The sequence below is a fragment of the Fimbriimonadales bacterium genome, from assembly GCA_035559795.1.
Classification (GTDB): Bacteria; Armatimonadota; Fimbriimonadia; order Fimbriimonadales; family ATM1; genus DATMAR01.
On the sequence record DATMAR010000009.1, the window covers coordinates 192628 to 205798 of the forward strand.

The 13171-nt window shown below is 47.8% G+C and carries 12 protein-coding genes; 6 read left to right on the forward strand and 6 right to left on the reverse strand.

All coding sequences use genetic code 11. The features are described 5' to 3' along the window. Positions 1-16 precede the first annotated feature (16 nt). From VNK96_06450 to VNK96_06460, 3 genes are all read left to right on the forward strand, one after another. A complete protein-coding gene (locus tag VNK96_06450; protein HWP31346.1) occupies positions 17-1144 on the forward strand; it encodes a S8 family peptidase in 1128 nt (375 codons plus the stop codon). A 218-nt stretch (positions 1145-1362) separates the two neighbouring features. Beyond that, on the forward strand, positions 1363-2952 hold the full coding sequence (locus VNK96_06455) for a S8 family peptidase (protein HWP31347.1): 1590 nt from the start codon (positions 1363-1365) through the stop codon (positions 2950-2952). A gap of 176 nt (positions 2953-3128) precedes the next feature. Next, entirely contained in the window at positions 3129-4721 is a 1593-nt protein-coding gene (locus tag VNK96_06460; GenBank protein ID HWP31348.1) for a S8 family serine peptidase, read from the forward strand. Positions 4722-4755: 34 nt separating this feature from the next. On the opposite strand, the gene VNK96_06465 is transcribed toward VNK96_06460, so the two are convergent. The 3 genes from VNK96_06465 to VNK96_06475 all read right to left on the reverse strand — a co-directional run bounded on the left by VNK96_06465 (position 4756) and on the right by VNK96_06475 (position 8144). Continuing rightward, positions 4756-5568, reverse strand: coding sequence for a PD-(D/E)XK nuclease family protein (locus VNK96_06465; GenBank protein ID HWP31349.1), 813 nt, complete (start codon positions 5566-5568; stop codon positions 4756-4758). Positions 5569-5666: 98 nt separating this feature from the next. Next, complete coding sequence (dnaG, locus tag VNK96_06470) at positions 5667-7394, reverse strand: DNA primase (protein HWP31350.1); 1728 nt, start codon at positions 7392-7394, stop codon at positions 5667-5669. A 6-nt stretch (positions 7395-7400) separates the two neighbouring features. After that, entirely contained in the window at positions 7401-8144 is a 744-nt protein-coding gene (locus VNK96_06475; GenBank protein ID HWP31351.1) for a hypothetical protein, read from the reverse strand. 150 nt (positions 8145-8294) lie between these two features. Here VNK96_06475 and trxA point away from each other — a divergent pair, with 150 nt between their 5' ends. From trxA to VNK96_06490, 3 genes are all read left to right on the forward strand, one after another. Continuing rightward, positions 8295-8621 carry a thioredoxin gene (gene trxA / locus VNK96_06480; GenBank protein ID HWP31352.1) on the forward strand — a complete coding sequence of 109 codons (327 nt, stop codon included), beginning with the start codon at positions 8295-8297 and terminating at the stop codon, positions 8619-8621. Between the two features lie 26 nt (positions 8622-8647). Then, on the forward strand, positions 8648-10246 hold the full coding sequence (gene murJ, locus VNK96_06485; GenBank protein HWP31353.1) for a murein biosynthesis integral membrane protein MurJ: 1599 nt from the start codon (positions 8648-8650) through the stop codon (positions 10244-10246). An 86-nt stretch (positions 10247-10332) separates the two neighbouring features. Beyond that, a complete protein-coding gene (locus VNK96_06490; GenBank protein HWP31354.1) occupies positions 10333-10953 on the forward strand; it encodes a PilZ domain-containing protein in 621 nt (206 codons plus the stop codon). A 115-nt stretch (positions 10954-11068) separates the two neighbouring features. Here the strand turns inward: VNK96_06490 and dapF are convergent, their stop codons facing one another. The 3 genes from dapF to miaA are packed head-to-tail and all read right to left on the reverse strand — an operon-like array spanning position 11069 to position 13094. Beyond that, entirely contained in the window at positions 11069-11917 is an 849-nt protein-coding gene (gene dapF / locus VNK96_06495) for a diaminopimelate epimerase (GenBank protein HWP31355.1), read from the reverse strand. Beyond that, entirely contained in the window at positions 11907-12182 is a 276-nt protein-coding gene (hfq, locus tag VNK96_06500; GenBank protein HWP31356.1) for an RNA chaperone Hfq, read from the reverse strand. Before hfq ends, dapF begins: the two co-directional genes overlap by 11 nt. Positions 12183-12200: 18 nt before the next feature. Further along, positions 12201-13094 (reverse strand): tRNA (adenosine(37)-N6)-dimethylallyltransferase MiaA, encoded by an 894-nt coding sequence (gene miaA, locus VNK96_06505; GenBank protein ID HWP31357.1) that lies wholly within the window; start codon positions 13092-13094, stop codon positions 12201-12203. Positions 13095-13171 lie beyond the last annotated feature (77 nt).

Genomic DNA, 13171 nt, shown 5'->3' on the forward strand with positions numbered 1-13171 from the left:
TCAGAGAGGTCTAACGATGAAAGCAAAGGTGCTTTTTGTTTTTTCTTTGTGTTTTTTATTCACCTACGCTCTTGCGCGAACGGAGTACGTTCCTGGAGAGATTCTCGTCAAATTCAAAACAGGCCACGAACTCCAAGCCATGTTCGAGAACCGTCGAATCGGCGCTAAGGTAATGGAAACACTGCCTGATTTAGGAGTCTGTCGGTTGAAACTTCCCAAGAACCTCGATGTTCTTGAAGGAATCGAGCACTATTCGAACCTGAGTTTCGTGGAATACGCAGAACCGAACTACATTATTAGGGCGTTTTTCACCCCCAACGACCCTTCCTTCGGAAGCCAATGGGGACCGAAGAAGATTCAATGTTCTTCGGCTTGGGATATTACGTTCGGCTCATCGAGTGTTCTCATCGCAATCGTGGATACAGGCATAAGTAAAACACATCCTGATTTGAGTTCAAAGATTGCCGGAGGCTGGAATTTCTATAGCAACAATTCCAACTATAACGACGACAATGGCCACGGCTCGCATTGTGCAGGAATTGCCGCCGCGGCTACGAACAACGGAGTCGGTATCGCTGGTGTCGGCTTCAACTGCAGGCTGCTTGCGGTAAAGGTTCTGAATGCCTCTGGTTCGGGAACCCTCACAACTGTAGCGAACGGAATCACCTGGTCTGCGAACAACGGAGCGAAAGTGATTTCGATGAGCCTCGGCGCATCCTCGGGTTCGAGCACCTTGTTAAACGCTGTCAATTACGCCTGGAGCAAAAACTGCATCCTGGTCGCAGCAGCTGGAAATAGCGGAAAGACTTCTCCTACGTACCCAGCCTATTATTCTAACTGCATTGCGGTGGCTTCTTCCACGTCGAGCGATACTCGCTCTTATTTCAGCAACTATGGAAGTTGGGTCGAATTAGCCGCCCCAGGGTCGAGCATTTATAGCACCTATAAAGGCTCTTCTTATGCCACTTTGAGCGGCACTTCCATGGCATGCCCGCATGTTTCTGGGGTTGCTGGCCTTGTCTGGAGTCGTTTCGGTACGGGACAGAGCAACTCTTGGGTCCGTTCGAAAATCGAAAGCACGGCAGATTACGTAGGTACGTGGGTTTCGAAAGGACGCGTCAACGCATATAAAGCGGTGCAGTAAGCCGTTCTTAATTGGGATTCCCGATAAAAAGTTCACCAATTGAAGGTTCGACGGGGTTATCCACCACACCAACCCCTTTGGTGTGGCTTTTTTTGTATAATTGGCACGTTTTTTGAAAGTTAAAGGAACGTGTTAGCGTTACCAACACGTCTTTTTAGGTTAAGGGGTTTTCCGTGCCCATTCATAATCTTAATCTATTGTTTATCTGGAGGTATGGTATGAATTCGAAATTACTGGTCGCTTCTCTGATAGCGTCCTTAGCCGTGTGCGCTTCCGCCCAGAGATACGGCGAATACGTAAAGGACGAAGTTCTTGTAAAATTCAAACCCGGTAGTCAAATTTCTGCAACTATTGCGAATAACAAACTCGGCGCAAGAGTCGTGGATTACAACGATGCAATCGGGTTCACGACCATCAAACTCCCACCGATGGTTTCTGTCCCGGCAGCCGTTAGTTATTACAGCAAATTAGACTTTGTCGAATATGCAGAACCGAACGGCATCGTTCATGTTACATTCACACCGAACGACCCTGGTTGGGGAAACCAGTGGGGTCCTAAGAAAATCAAATGCCCAGAGGCGTGGGACATCACTCAAGGCTCGAGTTCAGTACGAATCGCAATTTGCGACACTGGAATAGATAAAGACCATCCCGACCTCGCTTCTAAAATCGTTCTGGGGAAGAACTTTACGAGCGGTGATGCTAACGCCTGGGATGATGGCTTCGGTCATGGATCTCACACCGCAGGAATCGCCGCTGCAATTACGAACAACGGAATTGGTGTTGCAGGTGTTGGTTTCAACTGTTCCCTAATGGCAGCGAAAGTTCTCGATAACGGCGGTAGTGGTACGTGGGCTTGGGTTGCAAGCGGAATTACTTGGGCAACTGACAATGGCGCTGATGCTATTAACCTTAGTTTAGGGGCTTCTTCCGGTTCGAGCACTTTGCTGAACGCTGTGAACTATGCATGGAACAATAACGTGGTTATCGCTGCCGCAGCAGGGAATAACGGCAATACGGCAGCATTCTATCCAGCCTTTTACACGAACTGTATCGCCGTCGCAGCCTCTAACTCTGCTGATGGGAAACCATCGTGGAGTACTTATGGAAGTTGGGTCGAAGTCGCTGCACCTGGCCAGAGCATTTACAGCACATGGAAAAACAACTCGTACGTTTATTCCGACGGAACTTCTATGGCAAGCCCGCATGTCGCAGGCGAAGCAGGATTACTCTGGGCGCATCTCGGCACCGGCGTGAGCAATAGTATCATCCGAAGTCGAATCGAACAGAGCGCAGATCCTGTCGGCAGCTGGGTCGTTTACGGGCGCATCAACTGCTTCAAAGCGCTCAATCAAGGCGAGACTGTAAAAGAATTCGCTCCGACTGGATTCGGCACGGTACAAGGAACGAAGCGAGGCGGCAACATTGCAAGCCTTGCAGCCGACGACGAGAACAAACTTTGGATTAGTTCTAATAAGCCCGACTTCACCACGGCGAAAATTGAGTGGTATGCAGAAACAGTCGTAAGTTATCCAGGGACGTTGACGAAACTGGAAATTCAGTTGCAGGCTCTCACCCTCCCAGCAGACACCTGTGATGTGTATCTTTTGAACTTCAACACAGGGGTGTTAGATTACAAAGGAACTATGTCATTAGTTAGTTCAGACACGACTCAGACAATCGCTGTGACATCAGGGTTGTCGGACTACGTCGTTGATGGTTACACAGTTGCATATTTCGCTGTGTCTGGACCGAGCTTGGTCGAGATGCGAACCGACCAGGTGATATTCCGGACCTTCTCGCAATGAACTAGTTTCTAACCTTAGCGCAGACTGATAACAATGAAGCCGGCATTTTATGCCGGCTTCGATTTTTTTTTGGATTTTGCTTCCGTAAGGAACTTCTATTGTTACTGGTATCGTCTAAAGGGCAAGTGCGTTTGGTGTACGCGCTCGAGTAACGGTACCGAGAGGAGGTGCATTCGATGAAAAGTAAGGGAATTACTGCCCCCTTCTTATTACTTTATTTATTGTTCGCCTCTGTTTCGCTCTGGGCACAAGAATTCGTGCCCGGTGAAGTGATTGTGAAATTCAAGCCGGGTGCTCATTTCGAAGCGGCTTTGGCGAACCAACAAATCGGCTCACGATTTATCAAAGAGATATCCGGGACCGATGCGGTGCTTTTGAAGCTCAACCCAAGGATGACCGTTTTTGAAGGGTTACGTTATTACGAGAATTTACCCATCGTGGAATATGCCGAGCCTAATGGAATCGTAAAAGGGAATTTTGCTCCGAACGACCCGCAGTGGAGTAAGCAATGGGGACCGAAAAAAATCGAATGCCCCGCTGCTTGGGACATAGACATCGGCGATGCATCGGTGCGAATTTCTGTTGTAGATACGGGTGTGAGCAAATATCATCCCGATTTGGACGGGAAAATCGTAGCGAGTTGGAATACGATTAACAACTCGTCGAATTCCAATGACGACAACGGACATGGTTCGCACGTCGCAGGAATTTCCGCCGCCGAAACGAACAACGGAGTCGGAATAGCAGGAGTGAGTTACAATTGTTCGATAGTCGCTGTGAAAAGCATGGGCAGCGATGGTACTGGAACTGTGGCGGATGTGTCGGAAGGCATTACCTGGTCCTGGCAAAACGGGGGGGCTCACGTTATCAATTTGAGTTTGGGCACTTTTACGCCATCGAGCACGTTGGAAAGTGCGGTAAATAACGCATGGAACAATAATGTGATTATTGCAGCAGCAGCAGGAAATCATGGAACTCCCGTTCCCTTTTATCCCGCGTTCTACGATAATTGCATAGCGGTTGCCGCTTCGGACCAATCGGATAATAAAGCCTCCTTCAGCGCATTCGGAACATGGGTGGATGTCGGAGCACCTGGCGTGGATATTTTCAGTTGTTGGGCTGGCTCTGGATATGCCACCGCAGACGGAACTTCGATGGCTTCTCCTCATGTCGCAGGGGAAGCAGGCCTTTTATGGAGTTATCTCGGAACTTCCGTGAGCAACAGCACGATACGAAGCCGCATCGAGCAGAATTGCGACCCATTCGGTGCATGGACTGTGTGGGGAAGAATCAATTGCTTCAAAGCATTGAACACTGGTGAGGTTATCAATGAGTTTGCACCTGTCAGTTTCGGCACGGTACAAGGGACGAAGCGCGCAGGAAACATCGGAAGTCTGGCTTCCGATGACGAGAATCGCCTTAGAATTAGTTCGAATAAGCCCGACTTCAGTGCGGCGAAAATCGAGTGGTGGTGCGATACGTTCGTGAGTTATCCGGGGGGGCTTACGAAGTTGGAGATAGAAATCCAATCATTCGTTCAACCTGCTGACACGTGCGATATTTATCTTTTAAACATCAACACAGGAAATCTGGATTACATTGGCACGGTGTCTTTCGGTACGAGTGACACGACGCAGGTTCTTGCGGTTACTTCGGGTCTATCGGATTATGTCGTGGATGGATATTGCGTCGCATATTTTGCCGTAGAAGGACCTTCGCTCCTCGAAATGCAGACAGACAAAGTGACTTTTCGTACGTTTTCTCAGTGAATTTTCTCTTTCGTAAGTTTTCTCGAAAGTGTTCCTATCTGTAAGATGCAAATGGTTTGAAGCTTTCTGAGAATTCTTCATCTCGTTGGCATAGAGAGACGAAATCGCAGGATTTGCAAATGTCTTTTACTACTGGTCGTACGCTTTCATAATCTCGGTTGAGAATTTCTTTTCCCAAAAGAATCAAATCGGTGCGGAATAATTCGAGGTCCTCGATGCGTGGTTCTACGGTAATACGATGGTTCGTATTTAAAAGAACGAGTGTGCTCAATATCCTGCGATTGGGGTTTTTGGAGCGAAGAAGAAGTTGATAACAGTTCATCGCGATGTCGTTGAGAACATCTACCTCGCTGAGCCTCGCTTGTATGTTCTCTGTGTTCTTCGTCGGATTCGTTTTGTAATCGATGATTTCCAATGTGCCGTCTTCGTGTTCGTCCACGCGGTCGATTCTACCGATTAATGTAAATTCTCCCATGTCTTCTTCGAAACGTTTTTCCACGAATAGAGTTTTCGTCGAAGGTCCGCGCGCGATGAATTCATCTACGTAACTTGATACGACAGCACGACCTTCAGCGAGTGCTTCAGTGGCTTCTTCAGGAGAAGAATAGCCAGCGGTAAGCCAGTTTTCTTCCAACGCTGCTAGGACTTCTTCTTTGGTTTGTACGCCCACATCCCCCTCGTCGTGGAAGCGCTGCAAGACCTGATGAAGACTTATACCGAAGGAATAATAAGATTTCGCACGCAGAAACCATTTTCCCCTCGCATCTACGAAACTCCACATGTATTTCACAGGACATGCGAGATACGTAGTGATTTTCGTGGGTGAAAGGGTCGGTTTTTTATTCATTTCGGTAATTTTATTCGATGAGGAATGTGGGAAATCCTGCGTTTGTGTGGTTTGTTTTTTTCATGTTCGCAAAAGAACATCTTACCCCCCCAATGCGCTTATCTAATCTTCTTTTTTTTCAATGCTTCCACGATGGCAATTGCGGAATCGGGATGTTTTCGTGCTTCTCTTTTTTCTTTTTCGTATCGCAGTTTTGCAATCGAATCTTCGAGCCATGCTTCGGTAAGAGGCCCTTCTTCCGGTCTCTCGAAAAGAGCAAAGAGTTGTCGGTCTCCTTCTTCGAGGTTCTCGAGAACCGACCCCGGATCGCAGTCTTCACCGAGAAGTCGAATTTCATGAAGAACTCTATCTGCTAATCTTCTTCCCGAACCGCTGACTAAAAAACCTTCTTCCTCTAAAAGAGGGAGTGCTTTTTTTCGAAATTCTGGCCTAAGCACAGCGCGAAGAATCACACGCTCCGCGATGGGGGGGACAACCTCGTTCGATTTGCTCGTCTTTCCGGGCAGAACTCGGGAAGTTTGTTCTCCTACGAACTTTTGTTTCTTTCCGAGGTTTTCTACGTCCTTTCGCAATGCGGCTACCGTCGCTTTGTAATCTATTTTCGAACTCGGATGAAGCGCTGCCAATTCTTGAATCAATTGCTGCTGCTCGAGTTTGTCTTCTGCTGTCGCTAAAACTTTCTTTATTTCTTTCCAAAAAGCAGAATCGGCTTTTTCTATGCCATGCGGATACATGCGGCGCACAATTTCTATGCGAAAACGCAATGGGCTGACCGACTTTTGAACGATTTGATGCAGTTTCGCAGCGCCGTGGTTCTGGAAAAGGCGATCCGGGTCTTCTTGGGGGGGCAGAAGAGCGACCCTACAATCAATGCCAACCGTTTTCAAGAAAATCAAGGCACGTTCGCTGGCTTTGACTCCGGCGGAATCGCTGTCGTAAGCGAGTATGACTTTATCGCACCATTTTTTTAGAACTTTGGCATGTCGATCGTTGAACGCAGTTCCGAGAGGGGCAACCGCTTCCGTCAGCCCCGCTCGATGGCAACTGATTACATCGAAATAACCTTCGACCAAAATAGCCTCTTTCGTTTGCGAGAGTTTCGATTTGGCACGGTGCAGTCCATAAAGAGTTTCGCTCTTTCGAAAAAGAGGTGTTTCTTTGGAATTGAGATATTTCGGCTGAGAATCATCGAGCGCCCTTCCACCGAATGCAATCAGATTTCCTCTTTCATCGTGAACGGGAAAGATCAGACGGTTACGAAAGAAATCTCGATACCCTGAAGATTCCGAGCCGGTTACGACTCCCGCTTGCTCCGCATCGCGCAAAGAAAAATTCGATTTACGGAGAACTCGTATCAATTCCTCGTCTGAGTCGGGCGCATAACCAATCTTCCATTCCGCAATGATATCGGGTGTAAGCCCTCTGTTCGAAGCATATTCCTGCGCAAAAGAGGATTCGAAAAAACTTTTATTGAAGAAACTGCAGGCAGTTTCTAAAATTTTGCCGAGCAATTGTTTTTGATTCGGTTCCTTTTCTTGAAATCGTGGTTTGAGCGTCACTCCTGCTCGTTTCGCAAGAACGTCGAGGGCTTCTTTAAAATCTAAGCCTTGCGTTTTCATCACGAAAGAGAAGATGTCTCCTCGCTCTTGACATCCGAAGCAAAAATATCGCCCTTGTTCAGGATAAATATAAAAAGATGGGGTCTTTTCCCGATGAAAGGGACAAAGACCCTTGAATGTTTTTCCTGCTCTTGTGAGTTGGACTCTTTCGCTGACTAAGTCTACGAGGCTTATCCGAGAGCGAATTTCATCCAACTCGTCCGGCATAGGGAATTACCCTTTGCCAGCAGAGACGACTATTGCAGTAACTCGATACGGTTTGTTGGCGCTTTCTCTCGTGAATCGGAATGCCACTTTATAGTGTTGGAGGAATCTCACCATGAAGTAGTCTTGCCCGACATCGTAACCATCGGGATTACCGTACGCCTTTATCACTTGCGAGAGAGTGCTGCCAAGACGAATTCCTTTGGAGGTTTTCGCTCTCGGATTCGAGATGCCGATAACCTCGATTTGAACTACTTTGTTGAACTTATTGAGCACGAAGTTGACGCTGTTGCTCGGGCTTAGGCGATAAATCCATCTTACGTACTGAACTTGTGTGGCCGTGCCACCACCACCAGCGCCACCGCCAGCGTCACTGCTCTTCAAGCCTCCACCGCCGCCAGCATCAGGCGGACCGGCGTTGGCTGGGACTACACCCATTTGGCCCATGCTCAGAGGTGGAATTTCCCAAACACCTGGAGTGACCGCTCTACCGCCGCCGCCCCCACCACCTCCGCCACCGGGAGCGCCAGCAAATCCGCCACCACCCCCGCCACCGGCGGCGCCGGATTGAAGGCTGAGTTGAACGGCGAGAATATCCGTCGGAGAGCCGAATTTCTTTGCGACCGTAATTCCGCTGTCATAAAGTTTGATTCCCAAGAGTCCCGTTTCAGCCTTGACCTTGGTCTGAGCTAACGGTGCGGAGAGAACAAGCCCGCTACAAGCGAGCAAGGCTAATATTTTTGTACTTTTCACTTATCAATATCCTCCAGATGAGTTATCGTATATTTTGACGCAAAACGTACCTAATTGTTACCGTTCCGATGGGTGTTTTTCTTGGCAACCCGAATCTCAGGTAATCTTTTGCTGATATTATGAATACTATCCTCAAGGAGGAAACAAATTATGGGAGCACCAGCGCACTTAGTTGCATCAGAGTTTAAAGAGAAAGTAGAACGGTCGACCGTACCTGTATTAGTTGATTTTTGGGCGGAGTGGTGCGGTCCGTGCAAGGCGATTGCCCCGCATATAGAGGCTATCGCTCGCGAATATGCAGGAAGAGTCAATGTCTACAAGGTGAACGTTGACGAAGAGCCGGATTTAGCGATGCGGTTCGATATCATGAGCATCCCGACGTTAGTTATTTTCAAGGATGGGGAGGAATTCGACCGTATCATCGGTCTTGTTCCGAAAGAACAAATCATCAGTGCTCTCGAAAGAGCTCTGAAATAGACTCGGGGTAGAAAGAAAGCAGCCAAGTGGCTAAAGCGCCGAAACCGATGACGTTACTCCAAGCGAGCAGCGTCATGGCATTTGCCATTCTCTTCAGTCGGATTTTGGGGCTCATTCGGGATGCGGTGCTTTCTGCGCAATTCGGCATTCGATTCGAGCGGGACGCATATGTAGCAGCATTCGTTATTCCCGACCTTTTATTTTTTCTTCTTGCAGGAGGCGCATTGAGTAGCGCGTTCATCCCGGTTTTCGGAAGTTATTGGGCTAAAGGAGAAAGGGAAGAGGCATGGAAGGTTTTCAGTTCCCTCGTTACGCTGATGGCTTTTGCGGTGTTTTTCTTCGTGGTTTTTGCGGAGATTTTTGCACCTCAACTCGTTGCCATCTTTACACCGGGTCTATCTTTCGAAAAGCAAGCCTTAGCCGCGGATTTGTCGAGAGTCCTGCTCCCCAGCCAGTTCGGTTTTTTGTTGGGGGGGCTGATGTTCGGAACGATGAATGCCCAAAAACATTTCCTCGTACCTGCTCTCGCACCCAACATTTATAACTTAGGAATCATCCTCGGTGCTTCGGTTCTGGCTCCTCTTTTGTCCGTGCCCATATTCGGTCCTGCGTGGGGTGCTTTGGCAGGAGCATTGGTGGGGAATTTGTTGATCCCGATTTGGGTGATGAATAGATTCGGAGCGAAGTACGAATTCCGTCTCGATTGGAAACACGAAGGCGTTCAGCGTGTGTTTCGGATGATGCTTCCGGTTGTCTTGGGCTTGAGTCTGCCAGGGGTTTATGCTATTATCACTCGCGCATTTGGTTCGTTTTTCGAGGAAGGTGCGATTTCTGCACTGGATATCGGAAATCGCATCATGCAAGCGCCATTGGGGATATTCGGGCAAGCGTTGGCAATTGCTGTGTTTCCGACGCTTATCGAAATGTATGCGCATAATAAGAAACGAGAGTTTTTGGAAACTGCAAGCAAGTCCGTCCGCACAGTTATTTTTATCGGATTGATAGTGGGGGGGATCATGTTCGTGATGAGTGAAGACATCGTTAGAGTACTCAACCAGTGGGGAACGTTTACATCGCAAAATACGAAGTTCGTCGCAGAAGGTTTGCGAATGTATAGTCTCGGTGTGTTCGCATGGTGCGCTCATCCGATTTTAATGCGGGCGTTCTTCGCAATGGAAAACACGATTACACCGGTGTTTTTGGGAACGATCACTACTTTTTTCCTCTTTAGCCTTTGTGCGTTTTTTTTGAAAATCGGTGTAGGTTATTCTTGGTATGCGCTCGCAGTCTCCTTGTCAGCGATCTTTCTTATGACCTTGCTCCTTATCGGTCTTAAAATTAGGTTAGGACGATTCGATGGCACGAAACTGCTGAGAGTACTCGGTGTCGGAGTGGTCTCGACAGTATTGATTTCTCTGCTTATCGCATTAGGGACTTTGGTCGTACCGTTTCCGGAGATAATCCCCGCGAACCTTATCTCCTTCGTCCGTCTGTTCCTATTCGGCTTAGGTGGGCTGTGGATTTACCTTAAAATAGGAAATGCCTTGGGTTTGGAAGAGGCGGGCTATGCTTTGAGAGCGATTTCTAAGCGACAACCAGCCCCTCCTCCAGAAATCTCTCCATAAATCCCACTGAAGAAGTTCTCGAATATGTCGATAATTTCAAGGAAAGCCTTAGGCTTTCTGGACACATCTTTTTTTTGGACATAACTATGATAAAAGTCGGCGACTCCGTATTGCTCCTGCGCTCCTCTGAGGAGCAGTCAGCGACCGTTTTGGCTTCTCGCGTAGAGAGGACAAACCCTTTGACTCTCGTCGTTCCGATTCGGGAAGAAACCCCGCTCTTGGACGTTGGGAACGCCGTTAGCGTGATTTGGAGAGGACCTAATTCCAACGCTCATTACGAGACTTCTATTAGCAGGATCACGAGTTATGGACTTAGCCTCGTTATCGAATTAGCGAAAAGTACTTGGGTGGAGTTCGACCGCAGGCGAGGAGAAAGATACGACACAGACTTCGACGGTGAGGTAACCGTCGTTCAGGAAGACCATGGTGGTGCGGCGACACTCGAAACCTATTCAGGAAAAGTCATCAACATCAGTTGTGTTGGATGTTTATTCAAAAGCGCTGCTCCGTTCGAGCGCGGTTGTTTAGTTTCTGTTCGCATCCCTGATCCTTTGAAATCGGGGGAAATGCGGATGCTCGCCATTATAACGAGAATCCAAGATGACTCAGTGGGATTGGAGTTTTTCGATTTTAGTGGAGATTCACGAGTGAGATTGAACAACCTGTTGATGACTTTGGAAAAGCGGAAAAACGAACAGGCTGCGTAACGTTTTTTATTCTGACTGGGAGCGTGGGCGAGGAAGAGATTAAGTCCCTTTTTGCTGTAGTTTTGGTAGATTTCTTTTTTTATTTCTTTTTTATAGTAGACCAGAAACGTCTATTTCATTTATCCCATTCACCCTCGAATACATATTCAGCAGGACCGGTCATATAGACAGTTCCGTTTTCGATGTATTCAATCGTCAAGTCTCCACCTGGCAGGTGGACGAGGGTACTTCTTTCGGAAAGACCTCTTAAGAAACTCGCTACGCCAGCGGCGCAAGCCCCTGTCCCACAAGCCAAAGTAGCACCCGCACCTCGCTCCCATGTTTTTACTTTCAATTCCTTATTGGATAAAACTTGTGTGAATTGAACATTCGTGCGCTGAGGAAAGAGTTCATGGTATTCGATGGCGGGTCCCCATACATCGAGAGGTACTTTTTCGACATCTTCGACGAAAATTACGCAGTGGGGATTACCCATCGAAACTGCGCTTGCATCGAATTTTTGTGCCGCTGCAACTAACTCGAAGGATAAAGCGGCTTCGTCCGGTGGTCCATGCATCGGGATTTCTTTTCGCAAAGTTCGTGCCTTGCCCATATTTACACGTACTTGCTTCCCATCCAGTACTTCGACTTCGAGAATTCCCGCCTTCGTTTCGACAGGGAACTTATCGAGTTCAGTGTAAGCACGGTCTTTCACAAGCCTCGCTAAACAACGAATGCCGTTTCCACACATCTCGGCTTCGGAACCGTCGGGGTTGAACATTTTCATGGAAAAGGGAGCGCTATTTCCTTTTTCAATCAAAATGATGCCGTCCGCCCCGACGCCGAATTTTCGGTCGCACATCTCTCGAGCAAGTGCAGGGAGTGAAAGGTTGAGAGGGGGATTTTTCACGAAATCAATGAGCACGAAGTCGTTTCCGATTCCATGCATTTTCGTGAAAGGGAACGAACGTTTTTCAGCGATCATGCGAGTATCCTTCCCGTTCACCCACTGCTTCTTTCATAAGGTTTCTATACCCAAGTATGGGTTTTTCGGGAGTAATGCAGGATACCGCGTGTTTATAGATTAATTGTGTCGGCTGACCCATAGGCTCGAGAAGAATCGTGAAAGCGTCGAAACCTCTCACAACCCCCTCGAGGACAAGCCCGCCTGTCAAATGCACCTTTACCGGAACGTTCTCCTTTCGAGCCTGATTCAGAAACATTTCTTGCAAGTTGATTGCTTTTGCCATTTTTTTATCCTCATCCCTTCACGATGCAGAAGGTTGTAGGTTATTCTCTATACGGTTGCAAATTTCCTCTACTGTCCCTTCGGCATCTATCCAAATCAAGTTAGGCTCCTTGCGAAGCCAAGTCATCTGTCTCTTAGCATACTGGGAAATTTGATTAATTATGCTATTTACTGCCTCTTCGAGAGACATTTTTTTATGAATTACTCTTAGAAGTTCTCTATAGCCATGAGCGCGCATCGCTGGCCAGGAAGCATCAGCACCTAATTCGCTCAAGGCTTTTACCTCTTCCAGCCAACCTGCTTCTAACATTCGATGCACCCGCTCCGAAATCCTTTTGCGCAAGATTTCGCGAGGAACTAAGAGCCCGAATTTTCTCTTTTCTGCTTTCCATTCCGTTCTTTGCATAGAGACTTTAGGCATTTTCTTTCTTTCGATGTATCTCAGGAAATGCGCTGGGTTTCTTATGAAGGATTCCGAAAGCCCTTCGAGCGAGATTCCTTCCCGTTCTGCCAATTTTTTAGGACCCACTTCTTCCCATGCTTTTCTTAGAATTTCTCGGAGTTCTGGATTCGCAGGCTTTTGAATTTCTTCGTACTCTTCGAATAAAGCGCGGATGTAAAGACCCGTTCCGCCAGTAACGATGCAGTGTTTTCCTTCGTTTGCATAACGCTCACAGAGAGGGCGAGCCATTTCGAGGAACTTCCCGACGGAAAAGGGTTCCCAAGGTTCGAGAATGTCGAGAAGTTCGTAGCGTTTTTTGTTTTTGGGTTTCGCCGTACCGATATCGAGCCCTTTATAGATTTGAAAAGCATCGGCGTTGACGATAGCGGCGTCTAATCTCTCTGCGAGAGATTCCGCTACGTCGGTTTTTCCACTCGTGGTCGGACCCATTATGGCGATGGCGAAAGGCATTGTCGTTAATATTAACGTTATTTTCTTCGGCTGAAACGCCAAGAAATAAATTGGAGAAATCCAAGGAAGCGATAAAG